This is a genomic window from Brevibacillus brevis NBRC 100599 (assembly GCF_000010165.1).
GTDB classification, from domain to species: Bacteria; Bacillota; Bacilli; order Brevibacillales; family Brevibacillaceae; genus Brevibacillus; species Brevibacillus brevis_D.
In genome coordinates, this window is the sequence record NC_012491.1 from 3,554,016 (window position 1) to 3,571,723 (window position 17,708).

General features: G+C 44.9%; 21 protein-coding genes and 1 pseudogene. 8 read left to right on the forward strand and 14 right to left on the reverse strand.

Annotation, left to right across the window (positions count from 1 at the left end; genetic code table 11):
* Positions 1–188 precede the first annotated feature (188 nt).
* On the forward strand, positions 189–509 hold the full coding sequence (locus tag BBR47_RS31905) for an integrase (RefSeq protein WP_331383455.1): 321 nt from the start codon (positions 189–191) through the stop codon (positions 507–509).
* Entirely contained in the window at positions 448–1,083 is a 636-nt protein-coding gene (locus BBR47_RS31910) for a site-specific integrase (protein WP_015891629.1), read from the forward strand. Before BBR47_RS31905 ends, BBR47_RS31910 begins: the two co-directional genes overlap by 62 nt.
* Before the next feature lie 538 nt (positions 1,084–1,621).
* On the opposite strand, the gene BBR47_RS16825 is transcribed toward BBR47_RS31910, so the two are convergent.
* The 3 genes from BBR47_RS16825 to BBR47_RS32005 form a co-directional block, all read right to left on the reverse strand.
* Positions 1,622–1,987 carry an SOS response-associated peptidase gene (locus BBR47_RS16825; RefSeq protein ID WP_015891630.1) on the reverse strand — a complete coding sequence of 122 codons (366 nt, stop codon included), beginning with the start codon at positions 1,985–1,987 and terminating at the stop codon, positions 1,622–1,624.
* A 180-nt stretch (positions 1,988–2,167) separates the two neighbouring features.
* Positions 2,168–2,413 carry a YolD-like family protein gene (locus tag BBR47_RS16830; protein WP_015891631.1) on the reverse strand — a complete coding sequence of 82 codons (246 nt, stop codon included), beginning with the start codon at positions 2,411–2,413 and terminating at the stop codon, positions 2,168–2,170.
* A gap of 890 nt (positions 2,414–3,303) precedes the next feature.
* Complete coding sequence (locus BBR47_RS32005; RefSeq protein ID WP_419761078.1) at positions 3,304–3,465, reverse strand: methyltransferase; 162 nt, start codon at positions 3,463–3,465, stop codon at positions 3,304–3,306.
* 70 nt (positions 3,466–3,535) lie between these two features.
* Between BBR47_RS32005 and BBR47_RS16840 the strand changes: the two genes are divergently transcribed.
* Positions 3,536–4,222 carry an aspartate/glutamate racemase family protein gene (locus BBR47_RS16840; RefSeq protein ID WP_015891634.1) on the forward strand — a complete coding sequence of 229 codons (687 nt, stop codon included), beginning with the start codon at positions 3,536–3,538 and terminating at the stop codon, positions 4,220–4,222.
* Between the two features lie 148 nt (positions 4,223–4,370).
* Here the strand turns inward: BBR47_RS16840 and BBR47_RS29785 are convergent.
* The 8 genes and pseudogenes from BBR47_RS29785 to BBR47_RS16880 form a co-directional block, all read right to left on the reverse strand.
* Positions 4,371–4,925 (reverse strand): annotated as a pseudogene (locus BBR47_RS29785) (glycoside hydrolase family 73 protein); the annotation flags it as partial.
* Positions 4,926–5,054: 129 nt separating this feature from the next.
* Entirely contained in the window at positions 5,055–5,195 is a 141-nt protein-coding gene (locus BBR47_RS31620; RefSeq protein WP_015891636.1) for a hypothetical protein, read from the reverse strand.
* Positions 5,196–5,295: 100 nt separating this feature from the next.
* Positions 5,296–5,553: a hypothetical protein gene (locus tag BBR47_RS16855; RefSeq protein ID WP_015891637.1), complete on the reverse strand. Its 258-nt coding sequence runs from the start codon at positions 5,551–5,553 to the stop codon at positions 5,296–5,298.
* 326 nt (positions 5,554–5,879) lie between these two features.
* A complete protein-coding gene (glnA, locus tag BBR47_RS16860) occupies positions 5,880–7,214 on the reverse strand; it encodes a type I glutamate--ammonia ligase (RefSeq protein ID WP_015891640.1) in 1,335 nt (444 codons plus the stop codon).
* Between the two features lie 35 nt (positions 7,215–7,249).
* Positions 7,250–7,660 carry a MerR family transcriptional regulator gene (locus tag BBR47_RS16865; RefSeq protein ID WP_015891641.1) on the reverse strand — a complete coding sequence of 137 codons (411 nt, stop codon included), beginning with the start codon at positions 7,658–7,660 and terminating at the stop codon, positions 7,250–7,252.
* A gap of 168 nt (positions 7,661–7,828) precedes the next feature.
* On the reverse strand, positions 7,829–9,106 hold the full coding sequence (locus BBR47_RS16870) for an aminotransferase class I/II-fold pyridoxal phosphate-dependent enzyme (RefSeq protein WP_015891642.1): 1,278 nt from the start codon (positions 9,104–9,106) through the stop codon (positions 7,829–7,831).
* A gap of 7 nt (positions 9,107–9,113) precedes the next feature.
* Entirely contained in the window at positions 9,114–10,406 is a 1,293-nt protein-coding gene (gene hflX / locus BBR47_RS16875; protein ID WP_015891643.1) for a GTPase HflX, read from the reverse strand.
* 85 nt (positions 10,407–10,491) lie between these two features.
* A complete protein-coding gene (locus BBR47_RS16880) occupies positions 10,492–11,409 on the reverse strand; it encodes an RNA ligase family protein (protein WP_041749479.1) in 918 nt (305 codons plus the stop codon).
* Between the two features lie 187 nt (positions 11,410–11,596).
* On the opposite strand from BBR47_RS16880, the gene BBR47_RS16885 reads away from it, so the two are divergent.
* Positions 11,597–11,926 (forward strand): helix-turn-helix domain-containing protein, encoded by a 330-nt coding sequence (locus BBR47_RS16885; RefSeq protein WP_012686239.1) that lies wholly within the window; start codon positions 11,597–11,599, stop codon positions 11,924–11,926.
* Complete coding sequence (locus BBR47_RS16890; RefSeq protein WP_162023112.1) at positions 11,893–12,759, forward strand: IS3 family transposase; 867 nt, start codon at positions 11,893–11,895, stop codon at positions 12,757–12,759. The genes BBR47_RS16885 and BBR47_RS16890 overlap by 34 nt, the downstream gene beginning before the upstream one ends.
* A 137-nt stretch (positions 12,760–12,896) precedes the next feature.
* Here the strand turns inward: BBR47_RS16890 and BBR47_RS16895 are convergent, their stop codons facing one another.
* Positions 12,897–13,205: a hypothetical protein gene (locus tag BBR47_RS16895; protein ID WP_041749480.1), complete on the reverse strand. Its 309-nt coding sequence runs from the start codon at positions 13,203–13,205 to the stop codon at positions 12,897–12,899.
* A gap of 299 nt (positions 13,206–13,504) precedes the next feature.
* Here BBR47_RS16895 and BBR47_RS16900 point away from each other — a divergent pair, with 299 nt between their 5' ends.
* A complete protein-coding gene (locus BBR47_RS16900) occupies positions 13,505–14,455 on the forward strand; it encodes an AAA family ATPase (RefSeq protein WP_041749481.1) in 951 nt (316 codons plus the stop codon).
* Between the two features lie 30 nt (positions 14,456–14,485).
* On the opposite strand, the gene BBR47_RS16905 is transcribed toward BBR47_RS16900, so the two are convergent.
* Together BBR47_RS16905 and infC are read right to left on the reverse strand one after the other, a co-directional pair.
* On the reverse strand, positions 14,486–15,238 hold the full coding sequence (locus tag BBR47_RS16905) for a DUF4184 family protein (RefSeq protein WP_015891647.1): 753 nt from the start codon (positions 15,236–15,238) through the stop codon (positions 14,486–14,488).
* Between the two features lie 20 nt (positions 15,239–15,258).
* The gene (gene infC, locus BBR47_RS16910) at positions 15,259–15,744 is read right to left on the reverse strand and encodes a translation initiation factor IF-3 (RefSeq protein WP_015891648.1); all 486 of its coding nucleotides are present in this window, start codon (positions 15,742–15,744) and stop codon (positions 15,259–15,261) included.
* A gap of 201 nt (positions 15,745–15,945) precedes the next feature.
* Between infC and BBR47_RS16915 the strand changes: the two genes are divergently transcribed.
* Positions 15,946–16,413 carry a MarR family winged helix-turn-helix transcriptional regulator gene (locus tag BBR47_RS16915; RefSeq protein WP_015891650.1) on the forward strand — a complete coding sequence of 156 codons (468 nt, stop codon included), beginning with the start codon at positions 15,946–15,948 and terminating at the stop codon, positions 16,411–16,413.
* Between the two features lie 48 nt (positions 16,414–16,461).
* A complete protein-coding gene (locus BBR47_RS16920) occupies positions 16,462–17,694 on the forward strand; it encodes a multidrug effflux MFS transporter (RefSeq protein WP_015891651.1) in 1,233 nt (410 codons plus the stop codon).
* Positions 17,695–17,708 lie beyond the last annotated feature (14 nt).

Consider the following 17,708-nt stretch of genomic DNA (forward strand, 5'->3'; position numbering starts at 1 on the left):
CAATATATACTTATCATCAGTCTGAAGCCCGATTACGGGGCTGGCCTAATGTAGGAACCACCTATGGACCCAGGTCTCTTTCCTTTTCTAAACGTGACTCGATAGGGCTACTAGAGTTTCATGAACAGAGTGACATACCACTAAAGAGCTTTCTTCAGATTTGGCTGGATGAGTACAAAAAAGACACTATCCGTAAAAACACTTATCTACTGCATCAAAGGAATATTCAGAAACACTTTCTTCCCTATTTTGATAACATCATGCTTCAAGACGTAAAGCCAATAATGTATCAAAAATTTTTAAATCAACTTACTGATAAAAACTATAGTAAACGATCCATCGAGATCGTCCATACCACAATGTTTAATGCTATGGAGAAAGCAGTCACATTAGCTAAAATTGAGAAAAATCCATGCTTAGGAGTTACAATCAAAGGTCAGTCAAAAAATGATGGAATTACGTTCATGGAATCAAGTGACATACCTCGTTTTTTACAGGCAACCCTTTAATATGATTACATCTACTGGATATTTAATTGAAACTGGTATGCGAAAAGGTGAAGCAGCTGCTTTACAGTGGCCAGACATAGACTTTAAAAAATATACGATTAGCATTAATAAGACTCTCGATTTCGGAGCAAAGAACAAAACCGAGCTTTTTGGTGATACTAAGACGTTTAACTCCAATAGGACGATCAAAATTAGCCAATCACTAATCAATGATCTCAAACATCACTTATCCTACCAAAACAAAAACAAATTAGGATTCGACGAACTCTACCATCATGATCTAAATCTCGTTTTGTGTAGAAAAGATGGTAATTTCATACCGAAGTCTTCATTGTTTAACGCCTTTTCACGAACGCTAAAGAAAGTAAGCATCCCCTCAATGCCTATCCACTCACTACGTCATACTCACGCAGTCTTGCTCATGGAAACTGGAGCGGATATGAAATACATCCAAGAGCGTCTAGGTCATGGCAGCATGCAAATTACCGCAGATGTGTATGCCCACATTTCTAAAAAAATCGAAAGCGACAACATGAGAAAATTTGAAGACCATATGCAGAAGATTTATGGGTGATTTGTGGGTGCGTTTGTTGGTGAAATGATTTTCACAGCCGCACCCACAAATTTTTAAAACCCCAAGTGCACCCAGGGGGCAATCCAAGCTCCTGGGTGCACTATGCTTTATAATAAATGACCTTTTCTCTCATGCTTGTGTGTTAACTGAATCGCGAACTCCTCCCGCTTCCATCTAAGCATATAACTTACTGCGCTGAAAACGAATTTCAGTTTTTCGAGAACTTATTGATCTGAGTTGAGACGCTGGTATTGTACCTTCCCGTACATCGTGTAAATCACATTAGATGAAACATTCAGGTATCTGGCTACTTCCTGAAGATAATCAGAAGTAGCAAATCGCTGGTTACGATTCGTGTACCCGCAATTTCCGGATACGAATAAACATTTCACAGCAAAAACCCGTCTCCTCAAAACAGGGACGGGTTAGCTATTTCTTGAATACATTCTGGCATGTCGTTTTTTGGACTTCCAACCATTGCTGATACAGGGTAGGCTATCATCTGTTCATGATCATATGGTACAAGTAGCGATTGTAATCAGTCAGCATTGAACTTTTCGCGATCAAGCCACATCGATTCGTCCTCTTGTTCCAATATCACAGGCATGCGATTGTGGATGTCCTTGACCACCTGATTTGGCTTAGTGGTGATGATTATACAGGTGTGGAGCTTATTACCTTCTGGACTCGTCCAGGTATCAAATAGGCCAGCAAAAGCAAACGGTTCTCCCGTCTTCATCATGATCCGCATCGCTTGTTTCCCCGATTCACGCTGCTCCCATTCATAAAATCCATCTGCTGGTACAATGCATCGTTTCCTCTCAAACAAGCGGCGAAAGGCCTGGTGCAATGTTATATCGTGGCTGCATATCAAAAGGTATAACCTCGATTTGAAACCTTGCATTCCACAGCTCCAAGTTTGTCACCAGCGTAAAACGTCCGCACATACTATCACCTCTTAGTACAATCATAGCCGAATGGCAGCTTGGTATACCAGCTCTAAGCAGTGAGAATGAAATCAACAAATACTGGTGATCGCAGCATGCCGCTCTTCGTCCAATTCCGCATTTTGACACTCTGGTAATTACTCGTAACTCACCTTCATGATGTCCAGAAAGGGGATTATCCGTATTGTTTCGTTTTCCTCCACATGAACCAGCCTTGTACGCGAATCAAGAACTATGATCCGCCCTCGGATTTTTTCAGGGAATCCCCAAACAGTTAGCGCTCTTTCGTCGCCATCGTCTTTTGCTTCAACGAGCTGATTTCCCAATTCTTCTAATTCAAATTCATCCCGAGTCGGTCTTTTTGGTGTGGTTGACTTTGCCATCTATTGAACCTCCTAGCTCCTAACATCGATAATCGTATCCATTGGTATCCATTGGTATCCATTGGTATCCATTGAACATCTTCATCTGTAAGCAGCTTTACCTTTCTAATATTCGTATCTATCCACTCAACTTTTCCCCACATCCTACAAGTAGTGTCCGTTGATCTGGTAGCAAAAAACGCATCGAAAATGGATTTTCTATCTTAGAGGCCATTTCAATACACCGTTCCTTTCCCAAGTTTCGAACACTTCCATCTGATCGGGCTCAGACCTATGCCACTCAATGTATTCCTCTTTCGTGAGAGCATCGAGTATTGTCATGATTCCGCCTCTATCACGACCTGTCTTGATGCATAGTTCATCTGCAGTTGGCGTCCTTCTTCGTCCTGCCGAATAGTTGCCGATCACTCTTAATACCTTCCGCTCGATGTCAGACAAGGCCAAAGTAACCACCCCGAAGAAACAAGAACGTTTGTTTGTATTATATGCGAACAAAACGGGAACACGCAAGTAACTTAAAACTCATCTATATGTTTAGCTAGACATGTACTAATGAAAACCCGTTTCCTTTTAATGTGGAGGCGGGTTGTTTACCACTACGTTTTTGCCTTCCGATATCCTGCAGCCTGTGCTTCCGCTTCTGTACAGAACAATTCAATGTTTGCAGTAGTTTTTTCGTAGGACATCCCGCCGAGAACATGGTAAGTGGGCCTTGTGAAAGGCTGATCGTCTTGGGAAGTCTCCTGGATTCGAGTCTCAGTTGGCCACAGCTTCTACGATCGAAACGTAGCAACCGGTATCGATGACGCGATTAAACCGTAAATCAGCCCCAGCCAGCAATCGGCGGAATTCCTCTTCCGTATGTTCTCGACCTCTTCGTAGATCGCCATTCAAAGGACATCCATTAATTTACTTGTATGAGGCGTATCTCCAGGAGGGAGAGCTGGGTCCATGATGAGCACCCGACCGCCAGGAGCCGTCGCCTCCCAACAACTTCGCAAGATTTGAGTTGCCTGCTCGTCGGGCCAGTTATGCATGATGTACTTAAGCACATAGAAGGAAATTGGATACTTATGTTAAAGTTATAGAGAAGATGGTGACATTATTTTAGGGGGTACAACTATGATTGGAATATTAGCAGGAATGGGTCCAAAATCTACTGGGCCATTTGTAGATAAAGTAGTAGACCAGTGCCAAAAGATATATGGAGCAATAAATGACATTGATTTCCCTCACATGATGATTTATTCATGTCCAACGCCTTTCTACATTGATAAGCCTCTCAACCATACGGACATGGAAATGGCAATTATTAATGGGGCTCGCAGACTTGAAAAAACAGATGTTGATTTTATTGCCATCCCATGTAATACGGCACATATCTATTTTAACCAAATAAAGAACTCAGTTTCAGTTCCCATATTAAACATGATTGATGAAACAATAAGAGAAATACCAAAAAACTCAAAAAAGGTAGCTCTTTTAGCCACCAATCCAACGGTTCAGTCTGGAATATTTCAAGATGCTTTAGTGAGAGAAGGTTATGATTTTTTACATCAAGATCGTTGGCAAACCTGCGTGAATCAAATAATAGCAAAGATTAAACAAGGTCAAATCGATGAGTCCCTTCTATTATGGGATGAATTCTATTCAGAATTAGCTGAAACGATTGATACCGCTATCATTGCATGTACAGATTTAAATGTTGTTACAGATAAAATATCCAATGATATTTCCTTTGTTGATTCATCAACTTGTCTCGCTCAAGCCGTTGTACATAAATATTTATCATTAATGGACAGAGGTTAATCTTTCCTATTAGATGAAAGTTTTTAGTTCATGGTCTCCGTTCGGCCCTAAATCAAACCACTGTGGGAACACAAATGAAGTAGCCATAACAGGAATAGCCGGTAATCCTTAGCGTACAGGATACCGGCCTTTTTTGATCAAACGGGGCTTAGTCCGCATTTTGTTGGCGGACCCCTTGCAGAAGCATTTTATCTGTTGCTCGGTCAAGTAGCGTAAAGACTAACCACGGCAATTCCTCCAGAACGCCTTTCGGATTGTCTATTAGCCTCTGTTTCCATTTGTCAGGATCGTTTAACAATCCTTTTGCAGCAAGGCTGTCAATTGCCTTCAAGCCTGCTTCGCGCTCCCATTCCTCCAGCTTTAATTCTGGTTGTTCTTTATCCACAGAGTTGCCAGACTTATCGACATCATACTGGTGAAGGTTATACGTTTCGATCAAGTTGATCAGTTTCTGTGGATAGGTCGGATCAGTCGCATACCCGCCTTCTTTGATCTTCTGGCAGGCTATCTTGTAATCAGCCCCAAGGACGCCATGGTATCTAGTAGGTTTGTCCCTTGTACCGTTCAGGATAAGGGCTGAGTGATCGGCAATCGATTCGGCCCAGTTATTGTATTTCTGGAATTCCGCGCTTGTTTTAATTGGGGTCGATCCTACATACTCCGTAGTCGGCATGTGAACGCTGCCCGCGGTGCCGGTTCCTTTTTTTCACAAATGTCTGCTTCCAAAGCTGGTGCCCCAGTGTTGCGATCCCAGCAGCAAGAATACCCTGAATCGTTGCTTGAACACTAATGGCTCCCATAACTCCCCAGGCTAGTCCAACGCCGCTTACAGTTAGAAGCATGGAATCAGCCAGTCTGCTACCTTCGGTGTTTTCTTTAGAATCACGCCAACAAACAGGAGCGCGACTACAACAATCAATACTTCATCCAACAAGTATTCGTTGGCTAATGCCAACAGGTCCGTTTCTTTCATACTGAACATCCACCTTTCAAGATTTAGTTCTCGTCATCGAGACGATCAAGCCGTTTGTGCGCTTGCTTTGTAGACTCTTCCACGCGAGTTACACGTTCGCTCAGTTCGTCGAACCGTTTCCCTTGCGCTTCTGATCAAGGCGGATATCATCTACCCCACGCTTAATAAACTCGATATCCGCCCGTTGAAGGGCGTCAGCGCTCGCCTGCTGTGCGATATTGCCCTTGAACGCCCTGCCCACCCAAGCAGGATTCCACTGATTGCGGCTGCTACCGTGATGAAAGGTGTCCATGTTGCAAAGTCCATACCTGCATCCTCCTAACCCCACCCCCTGGGGGCAAAAGATAAGGAGCCGCAATTAGCAGCTCCCCATGAAAATAGCTATGCGATTTTTAAGAGATGGTTGGATTTAACCAGATCTCCCGGTGTTACTTTCCCCAACTCATCAGGCGTTAAATTAATGCCTGCGGCAGCAAACATTCGGTCCACTGTCTCCGAGCAATTCAAACGATGAGGCGCATCACGGATCGGCAACCGCGTGAGCAGATACAGCCCGTTTGTAATCGTCTGCCAGAAGTCGTAGGGCGTGCCGATGTGGGCAAAAATGATAAGCCTCTTAAAAAATCAAAATTGCCCACCAAATAGAAAACCCCTCGCACCTACAGGCACAAGGGGTTTCGCTTATTAGTAAGCAGTCATGTATTGCTCGCGCTCCCAATCGTGAACGCGTGTGCGGAACATATCCCACTCAATTTCTTTCGCTTCAATAAAGTGTACCAATGCATGCTCGCCCAATGCTTCGCAAATTACCGGATCTGCTTTCAGGCACTCGATTGCTTCCTTCAAAGTAGCAGGCAAGTTCTCGATTCCGTTTGCTTCGCGGTCTTGCTCGGTCATCACGTAGATATTGCGATCAATAGCAGCTGGTGGTGTAAGCTTGTTTTTGATTCCGTCCAAACCAGCTTTCAGCATAACTGCCAACGCCAAGTATGGGTTCGTTGCAGGGTCTGGGCTGCGTACTTCAATACGCGTGCTCAAGCCTCTGGACGCAGGGATACGGATCAATGGAGAGCGGTTTTTCGCAGACCAAGCTACGTAGCAAGGAGCCTCGTAACCAGGAACCAAACGCTTGTAAGAGTTTACGAGCGGGTTCGTGATCGCAGTAAAGCTGCGAGCATGCTGCAAAATACCTGCCAGGTAATGCTTGGCTGTTTGGCTCAGTCCCATTACATCGGACTCGTCATAGAAAGCATTTTCTTTCCCACGGAACAGCGATTGGTTCGCGTGCATACCGGAACCTGCTACACCGTACAGCGGTTTTGGCATGAAAGTCGCATGCAGACCATGTTTTTGCGCGATGGTTTTAACAACCAGTTTGAACGTCAAGATTTGGTCAGCTGCTTGGAGTGCATTCGCATACTTGAAGTCGATTTCGTGTTGACCTGGAGCTACCTCGTGGTGAGATGCTTCCACTTCAAAGCCCATTTTTTCCAGCGTCAAAACGATATCTCGACGGCAGTTTTCACCGGAGTCGAGTGGAGCAAAGTCGAAGTATCCGCCTTGGTCATTCAGATCCAGCGTAGGCTCACCTTTTGCATCCAGCTTGAACAGGAAAAACTCAGGCTCTGGACCTACGTTGAAAGCTGTGAAGCCCATTTCTTCTGCTTCTTTCAAGGCACGCTTCAAGATATAGCGCGGGTCTCCTTCGAATGGAGAGCCATCTGGCATATGGATATCACAGATCAGACGTGCAATCTTGCCAAACTCATTGCCCCACGGGAATACTACCCATGTATCCAGATCTGGTACCAGGTACATGTCGGATTCCTCGATGCGAACGAAGCCTTCGATGGAAGAACCATCAAACATCATTTTGCCATCGAGTGCTTTTGGCAATTGGGACAGCGGGATTTCTACGTTTTTAATGATCCCCATCAGATCGGTAAACTGCAGTCGAATATACCTTACGTCCTCTTCTTTGGCCATGCGCATGATGTCTTCTCTTGTAAACTTGCTCACATTTCTCTCCTCCAGTCTCTATATCGGCTTTCTATCTAGTGGAAGAAGCGGGAAAGCTCTCCACGTATCAATGCACCCTCGCCATGGCGAGTGGCATCGCGATACATAATCTGTTGCCTTAGGAGCTGATGCAGCTCTTTGTCGGACATGTCCTTGCGTTTCTCTTCGGACGTCGTAGTAATCTCTGTTTGTTCCATAGCAGGCTCTTGCATTTGCAGGACTTGCTTGATCCCTGCAATATTCAGTCCTTTTTCAATCAGAGCCTTGATTTCCAACAAACGATCTACGTCGTTGAAAGAAAAGAGCCTCTGCTTCCCTTCTGTGCGGGCGGGCTGAATCAGGTCGTTTTGTTCGTAATAACGGATTTGCCTCGCAGTGAGATCCGTCAGCTTCATGACGATCCCAATGGGGAAGAGGGCCATATTCCGGCGAAGGTCATCACTCATGACTTGTCCCTCCTGTTTCGTATTTCTTAGTCTTATTCTATTTTATAACAAAATCTCTGTCAATAGATGTTAGATAATATTACACGAAAAGTTATGTACAGTTTTCTTACATAAAAAAACGACATCCTCCATCATCCAGAGAATGCCGCCATTCCTTGCGTTTTTATCTTATTCACCCGGTATTTCGAGCAAGCCTTTTTCCAGCATCCCATTCAACGCCGTCAAAATTCCCACTTTTACGTGCGAGTACGTCAAACCGCCTTGAACGAAGCCCAAGTACGGTGGACGAATCGGACCATCTGCCGAAAACTCAATGCTGGCCCCTTGAATAAACGTACCGGCTGCCATAATCACAGGATCAGCGTATCCAGGCATTTCGCTTGGATACGGAGTGACGTGGGAATCGACTGGTGCTGCTTTTTGTATCCCTTGGCAAAACGTGATCAATCGTTCAGCACTGCCGAATTCCACGGATTGAATCAGGTCGGTTCGCGGCTCATGCCACAGCGGATTCGTTTTGAAGCCCAAACGCTCCAGCATTGCTGAAGAGAATACCGCTCCCTTTAAAGCTTCTCCCACGACGTGTGGAGCCAAGAAGAAGCCTTGGTACATCTCCAGTAGCGAGTAGAGCGATGCACCGCCCTCTGCACCAATTCCAGGTGCTGCCATCCGATACGAAGCAAGCTGAACCAAATCCTCGCGTCCTACTATATAACCGCCTGTTTTGACCAAGCCGCCACCCGGGTTTTTGATGAGAGAGCCTGCCATGATATCTGCACCTACGTGCAATGGCTCTTGCTCCTCCGTGAACTCTCCGTAGCAGTTGTCTACAAATACGATCAGATCAGGCTTGATTTCTTTTACAACCCGAATCATTTCTTGGATTTTCGCAATGGTGAAAGAAGGTCGATCTGCATAGCCTCGCGAACGTTGAATCCCGATGACCTTCGTCTTTGGTGTAATCGCTTGTGCGACTGCAACAAAATCAATTTCACCTTCTGGCGTCAAAGGCACGTAGCTATAACCGATGCCGTAATCCTTGAGTGAGCCCTGCCCTTCGCCGCGCACACCTACTACTTCTTCCAGCGTATCGTACGGTTTGCCCGTAATATAGAGAAGATCGTCGCCCGGACGAAGAATACCAAACAAAGAAATCGCGATCGCATGCGTACCCGAGATGATATGATTGCGCACCAAAGCGGCTTCTCCACCAAACACTTCGGCGTAAATCGATTCTAACGTTGCACGTCCAGAATCATCGTAGCCATAGCCTGTGGATGTTGAAAAATGAAATTCATTGACTTCATGCTTTTGAAAGGAACGCAATACTTTCAGTTGATTCGTATCCACCAAAGCGGAAATTTGACGGTGTCTCTCTGAGATTGTCGCTTCCACCTCAAGTACAAGAGGACGAAGCTTTTCTCCATGGGAAAAATATGAAAACATCTGTTACTTACCAACTCTCTTCAACAGTCTCTGGTTTATCCAGGAGGAATGGAGCAATCCTGCCGTATATCGGATTATCCTTGTTCACGCGGACGGTGATCAAGTAGGCCGCTTCCTCTTCATTAAATTCTTGTTCCATCTCTACCCCATCCCGATGCAAAAGGGAGAGAATGTCTCCACGTTCGACGGGAACGCGCAGTTTCATCGCATTGAAAGATTGAAGTGCAAATGACTCAATCCGGGTGAGCAGTTGCTTCAGGTCATCTTCCCGCATGGCAGAAATCAAAATCGATTCGTCTGCACGCGGCAAGTAAGAACCCTCTGTAAGCATATCTGCCTTGTTGAAAACGACTAAATGCGGAATTTCTTCTGCTTTTAGCTCGCGCAAAATCTTGTCGACAACTTCCATGTGTACTTGGAAATCAGGGTGATGACTATCCACCACATGCAGGATGAGATCTGCTTCCTTAACACCTTCCAGCGTCGAACGGAATGCAGCGACCAGACTCGTTGGCAAGTCTTGAATAAAACCAACCGTATCCGTCAATAGCACATCCAGTCCACTCGGCAGCTCCAATTGCCTGGTCGTCGGGTCCAAAGTGGCAAACAGTTTGTCTTCCTGCAACGTGTTTGCATTCGTAAGCTTGTTGAGGATCGTCGATTTCCCAGCGTTCGTATAGCCGACTAACGCAATCTGGAACACATTGTTTTTCTTCCGACGCTCCCGATGCAATTGTCTCGTCCGAACGGTATCCTCTAATTGCTGCTTGAGTTCACTGATCCGCTTCCGAATATGGCGACGATCGCTTTCCAGCTTGGTTTCACCTGGACCACGCGTACCGATACCGCCTCCGAGACGGGAAAGCTGCTTCCCTTGCCCGGCAAGCCGCGGCAGCAAGTAGTTGTACTGCGCCAGCTCTACCTGAATTTTCCCTTCACGCGATTGTGCACGCCCTGCGAAAATATCCAAAATGAGCTGCGTGCGATCAATCACTTTGCAATCAAATACTTTATCCAAATTACGAGTCTGGCTCGGAGACAACTCATCGTTGAAAATGATGACATCTACATCCAGCTCTTCAGCCCTCTGCGCGATTTCATCAATTTTTCCTGTCCCCAAATACCAGGCAGAATCAACCCGGTCCCGATTTTGCGTGATGACGTCCAGTACTTCTACACCAGCAGTATCGGCCAGCTCATGCAATTCTTCCATGGAAAGACGGGTTCTTTCTTCATCCCGATTATCTAAATAGCAACCAACCAGTATGGCTGTTTCTTGCGTTTTGATCAGATCGTTCACCGATTCACGCCCCTTCCTGATTATCATACCACATTTTGCCCAAAACGTTACGACAGCGGGGCATGCCAACTGAAATCAACTTGTATCATGGGTTACCTGGCGCTTTCTCTAAGAAAAGCTCCTTGACGAAAAGCGGAATCACTTTGCTTATCGCTTTGCGGAGCTCCTTCTCATCGTATCCATCAGGCAGGGAATCCGCCTCTTCCTTGAAGAGATCTTCTTGAATGCGGAGATTCAGATTTTTCAGGATAACCCCCATGTCTTTTACACCAAAGGTCTCTTCCATTACACCTTCGTCAATTAATTTGTAAAGAAACTTTTCCACGCGCGCGCGCGTTACATACTGCTCTACGAACAACACTTCTCCTGACTTCGGTTGATTCGGGTCTTTCGGTGGCTTTAGACGTTTGACTTCACTAAATACATCCGTGACGATCTTAACAAATAACTGTCGCCCAAAGCGATCTCGGTAATCGGCATTTTTCACGACAATGCCCTCACCGATTTCTTCATCCCGGAGCTTGCCACCTAGCGCTGTTTTGCCGACAAACGATTTGAGATGCTCTTCCCCGTGATATTCCCCCTGATAAAAGACCGGTACAAGATGCAAGCCAAGTCGCTGCGCCTCCCTTTCCACGATAGCGAAATCCACATATTCGCAGGCTACGGTATCGTATAGATCAAATAAAAAGAACTGCTTTTCATACTGAGGATATTTAATTTTATGCGGATTCAACCACTCTCCGAAATAAACCATGCCCGCCAGGACTTCCTCTTTTGGGAGCTGTTGTGTCCATTGAAAAAAGCCATGCAAATTCTCTTCCTCGTGTAATTCCAGATTTCGAGAGAATGCCCGGATGCTTTTTGTTTCTTCATCGTATCGAAAGCTTGCATTCGCCCCGTCAAGCTTTTCTTGAATAATAATGAAATTCCCTTCGTTGAATACACCTTCTGTCGTTTGATGTCCGAAACGTATGACGTCCGTATATTTCTTTTGTTCCATCTTAATCCTCCGCATGTTTGGTAAAGCCCTTTATTTTGGAAGATTATATCATATTATGGAATTTTGAATGGGATTCCTTGAAGAAAACAGAACGACCATCACTCTTCATCTGAAGTGCACCCCTTAGAATAGACATTGGAAAAACCCCTAGGTTAATCCGATGTAATTCTAGGGGGTGCTTTTCGTCATGGCAGTGAAAGGACACAAATGTAAACATTATCCAGAATCACTCAAGGTAGAAGCGGTTCGCTTGCACGTGGAAGAAGGATGGAGCTACAGAAAGATTGCAGAACACCTAGGGGTCCAGGATAAATACCGCGTCAGAACTTGGATGAGAAAGTATCGTGAAAATGGAGATGCATCATTCAAGGACGGGCGTGGAAATCCTCATCGGGTTGAAACGGAGCAGGACCGGGAAATTCGGCGTCTACAACTGGAGGTAGATGTCTTAAAAAAGTGGTTACAAATCTTGAATCGGGAGGGTTGCAAAACAAGCACATCGTCGTTGACGAGCTAAGGGACAAACGAAGCGTTCAAGAACTGTGCGCTTGTTTAGGTATAAGCCGAAGCGGTTACTATGCGTATGTGAAACGCAAGGACGATGATCCCGACGAACATCTCAAACGCAAAATCAGAAGCATTTATGAAGAACGGGACAAGACGGTTGGCTATCGTCGTGTCCAGGACGAGTTATACCGCCAATATAACCTGAAAGTAAATCACAAGAAAGTGCTACGTCTCATGCAGGAGCTAGGCATGCAGGCAATCATCCGTCGTAAATACATCCACCGTACCAGTTATGAAACGGCTGTGTCGGATGGCAGAATCACGGAAAATTTGCTGCAACGGAATTTCACTGCGGAAGGGCCTAATCAAAAGTGGGTAACGGATGTCACACAGTTTCGGGTATTTGACCATCGGATTTACTTATCTGCTATAAAAGATCTATGGAACAATGAGATTGTCGCTTATCATCTAAGCCAGCGTAACGATAATCCACTTGTGTTAGAAACCTTCAAGAAAGCATTTGAAAAACAAAAAGACGTGGCTGGATTGATCGTTCACAGCGATCAAGGGTACCAGTACACGTCCCATGCTTACCACGACATGCTGCCAAAGGTTGGAGCCCAAATCAGCATGTCACGCCGAGGCAATTGTTATGACAACGCCTCTATGGAGAGCTTCTTTTCGCATCTGAAAGTTGAAGCACTCTATCCCTATGATATCCGAAGTATAGAGGAAGCACAAAGGCGAATAGAAGAATTTATTCTCTTTTATAACGAGAAAAGAGCACAACGAAAACTAAATAAGCTGACGCCGGTTGAATACCGACGTCAGCTTATAGCCTAGGGCTTATTTCAATGTCCACTAAATGGGGTCTTGACCAATCGCGGAGTAATGGTCGTTTACCTTTCCTCTTTGGTTAAATGACTCACTTCTCCCGTTTGTGCATTAATTTGCAGAATAATATTTACTTATCAAGATGTCTACACAAAGTAGACAACGTATTTTGAGATAAACATATTTGCAATCAAATATACTAAAGTAACATAGATAATAAATATGGTGATATCGAGTGCTTTATTTGTCTTACTTCGATTATTTAACCCCAACCTTTTGACACCAAGATATATGATATAGAGCGCCACAATGTAAAATAGAAAATAACTAAAATAAATAGGCGCAGAATCTCCTAATGCATGTTTATCACCTAGCATATAAACAAATACTTTTCCGAAAAACAAGAAAGTCCCAGAGAGCGAGTATATCATCAAGTATTCTATTATTTTCTTCATAGGATTTACCTCCTTGCTAACACACGCCCACAAACCACTCCAATAACTTGATATCCTGTTTCATCGCCATTACTTCCGGAAATAATCAGAAGCACTTCCTTCCATTAATGAAGACGATCTTCTTGATGCAATCAAGTAGTTTCCCAAGGTACTTGTTTATCAGGTGCCTTTCTTATTTTAATGAGCACATCCAATTTCGCCCAGTGACTTTTCCAATTCGATCTCTTGCGTAAAAATTGGCAGGTTTTCCGATGTTCCTGAGTATACTTTCTGTATGATGGTCAAGGCAGGTGAAACATGTGAAGCAAGCAGGAGCCATTCCTCAAACTGAGGTGCTCGAATCTTCAAGTAGTAATAATCGAATTCAAGTTGTATTCAATCGTCCAGTAAGTGTTAAACAGCTAAATACTTTACCTGAAATAGTTCGTACCACGTCGAGTTCAAATTTAACAACTGTTTTTGAAGAACTAGAAAGCCTGATTGGTTTACATGAAGCCAAGAAAACGATTTATGAAATTTATGCGCTCATCAAAATGAATAAAGCAAGGGAACGACACGGGCTTAAAATTGAGAAGCAAGTTTTTCATATGGTTTTTAAAGGAAATCCCGGTACTGGGAAAACAACAATTGCCCGCCTTTTCGGAAAGATTTTTAAGGAAATGGGTGTTTTAACGAAGGGCCACCTAACTGAAGTTGAACGTGCAGACCTCGTTGGTGAATTTATTGGGCACACGGCACAAAAGACCCGTGATCTTGTTAAGAAAGCCATGGGAGGAATACTGTTTATCGATGAGGCCTACTCTTTAGCTCGTGGCGGCGAAAAAGACTTTGGGAAAGAGGCTGTAGATTGCCTTACAAAATGCCTTGAGGACTTCGGCAATGATTTCGTCTGTATCATTGCTGGGTACAACGATGAAATCGATACATTTCTTGAGTTAAATCCGGGACTGCCTTCACGTTTTCCCGTCCACATCAACTTTGCTGATTATGAGGTGGATGAGTTGATGGAAATTGCAAATGTAATGGCAAAGAACAAGGAGTACAGAATCTCTGCTGAAGCAAGTGAAAAACTGAGAAGAAGACTGCTAACAGTAACGAGTGATCCGTTTCAAGTAAATTTCAGTAATGCAAGATATGTACGAAATAATATTGAAAAGGCAATACGTGTGCAAGCCGTTAGATTGCTCAAAATTCCTGACCCAACCCGTGATGATTTAATGAATTTGAAGTCTGAGGATTTTTCCATTTAAAGACAATAAAATCCCTCTTATTGAGGGATTCTACTTTTTCAATCTGAGCCTGTCCAAAGCGAAGCAAAACACCACGATTCCAAGCAGTGATCCCGAGAGAAACGGGACAACTTGCTGCAAAGGATGGATGAGGGGTGAAATTCCTTTTACCACAAACGCGTGTAAAAAGACCGTCACGATCCCAAATAACCCCACTCCGAACCAGAACAACCATTTTTCCAAAACAGGTACCTGTCTCATGACGATCTGTCTGTTTCTCCGCGCTCTTCGCCCAATCACATACAATATGGCCAAGCCGCCGAAAAGGGTACTACTGTGCTGTAGCAGCTTGTAAACGGGCACGTGATAATAAGCGAACGAGATGGATTGTTGCAAGAACAAGAAGTGGTCAACCATACGACCACCGTCATGCGTGAAGGCGTCCCATGCGATATGACTCAAACTGCCGATTATCGCGGAGTATACAAATACAATTGCCATTTTCCACGCTGGCATTCTGCTTCCCTTGTTTGTGTAGTCCAGCCCTCGCCCCATCCACTCTGGCAACCGTGCAAGCATCGGCTTTTTGACCACGTATTGGTACAAAAACGCTAATAGGATCGCGATGGGCAAATCAACCACCCACAATCCGAGCATGGTGTGACTGTACACGCTGAATGGCTGCATCCGGAAAAAATACTCAAAATCGGGTGCCATACTGCCAAAAACAAGGGCAGAGAACGAAAACCACTTGCATTTGCGTAACGGTAGTACAATAGCCGGATGAGCAAAAGTAAAAGGCATGTGCTTACTCCTTTTCTTGATTAGAGCGGCAATAGATTGGCAACTACCTGCTTGCCGCTTACTTGAATCCCTTTATCCTGTTTTCCGCAATGAGCCAGATCTTTGATGAGCTGCTCAATTAATCGCTTGGCTTCCTGACTTTCCTTTTTTTCCAATTTTACAGTCAGCTGCACGGCATCTCCGGATGAAAGAATTCGTTCTGCCTGTCTTTTTTTCGTATCGTAATCATGGTCTTCAATGTAGGCACTTAGACGAATTTCTTTTATTTTTACGCCTTTTTCAGCTTTCCGGTTTTTGGCGTTTTCCTGGATAACCTGTTCCTTATAGTTCGTTCGATTCACTAACTGACAAGGCGGCGGACTTGAAGCCAAAGAAAGACAGACGAGGTCCACTCCCTGGTCTTTTGCCAGTTGTAGCGCTTCTTTTGTGGAGATGATTCCGAGATCTTCCCCGTTTACTCCTGTTACATGCACGACAGCCGCTTTTATTTTTTCGTTCAGGATCATCTTGATCTCACCTAACCTGTTCTTTCGATTTTCAAGGACATGATTACTTCTCCAAAGAATGCTGCGTATCCTTCCAAAGCTCGTACATGCAAATCATTTTCATGACGAAGTCCAATCGTTTTTTGTATAATAGGACAAGGCATGAACTTACGGGCGTCTTTCACAGAATATTCGTTAGCACACTAATTCATTGGGGGTACTTTGGTGGAGTTCAGTTATGCAACCGCATTAACCCATTCTGCATCGCATGTAATGAAAATGCATCGGCAAAATGTAGAATTTCTGATTCAGAAATACGACGTCTATCCCGGCCAGCCCATTCTCTTGATGCGCTTGATTGAAAAGGATGGAATGATACAAAGCGAATTGGCCCGAAAAATCGGGGTAAAGCCCGCTACGCTTACCGTCATGATTAATCGGATGGCCAAATCGGGACTTGTCGAGCGCAGAGAAGACGAACGGGACCAACGTATCTCCCGCGTTTATCTTACCGACAAAGGTCGGATGGCTACCAAGCATGTCAAAGAAGTATTACGCGTCATTGAGGAAAACTGCTTCATCGGATTCTCAGAGGAAGAAAAGGATGTATTGCGTGGCTTGCTCGATCGCATGCACAGCAACCTTCAAGCATATTACTTGCAAAATACGCAACCCACTTCTGAGCTGTAGAGAGCTTTTTTCCTGGAAAAACAAGTGAGAAAGGTTTGACAACTTATCGTGAATCATATGGCAAAAGAACTTGATCCCTCTTCTCTGACTGGCAACAAATCACGACGGCTGTGGATGGCTGCGATTCTAGGATCGCTTTCTGCCTTTGGCCCACTGTCCTTAGATATGTATTTACCTGCACTTCCTATGCTTGCCGATGATTTGCAGACGAGCACCTCCATGACCCAGCTTAGTTTGACAGCATGCATGCTCGGCCTGTCCATCGGTCAATTATTCGCAGGACCGATCAGCGACGTACGTGGTCGAAGAATCCCTTTGATTATTGGACTCATTTTGTATGCGGTCTCTTCCTTTTTGTGTGCGGTAGCTCCCTCTATTTATACGTTCGTCTTACTTCGCTTCGTACAAGGTCTTGCTGGTTCTGCTGGAATTGTTATCGCCCGCGCTACGGTTCGCGATTTGTACGCAGGGACAGAACTGACGAAGTTTTTCGCTCTCTTGATGCTCATTAACGGGATCGCTCCGATTGCGGCACCTATCGTAGGGGGACAAATCCTGGAATTTACGACCTGGCACGGCGTGTTTGTCGTACTGGGTCTGATTGGCGCTATCATGTTTCTCGTCGTGCTGCTCGCTCTTCCAGAAACATTGCCACAAGATCGCCGCTCCAAAGCGGGAATCGGCAATACACTGGCGACCTTTGGTACCTTGCTGAAGGATCGCGTTTTCATGGGTTACGCCGTGACGCAGGGGCTGGTGACTGCTGCTATGTTTGCCTACATCGCCGGTTCGCCCTTTGTGTTTCAAAAAATATTTGAAGTGTCTCCACAAACGTTTAGTCTGATTTTCGCGATTAATGGTGTCGGCATTATTATCGCGAGTCAAATCACTGGGAAGCTGGCAGGTAAAGTGAAAGAAACTTCCTTGTTCATTGCCGGGATTACTATTGCGGGAGTCGGCGGAATCCTCCTTCTGGCAATGATTCTCCTACAAGCTGGGCTTATTGCTGTGCTCGTTCCCCTATTCTTTGTCGTATCCAGTGTAGGGATTGTGGGCGCAACAGGCTTTTCCCTTGCCATGCAAAATCAAAGCAAGGCGGCAGGAAGTGCATCTGCTCTCCAGGGGCTACTTTCCTTCATTAGCGGCGGAATTGTTGCGCCACTTGTGGGAATCAGTGGCGAGCATACCGCAGTACCGATGGGGATCATCATTGCGCTTTCTACAATCGGCGCCATTGTCTGTTACGTAGTCATGGTTCGCCGGAGTTCTTCAGCATCCTGATCAATCCCCCTATT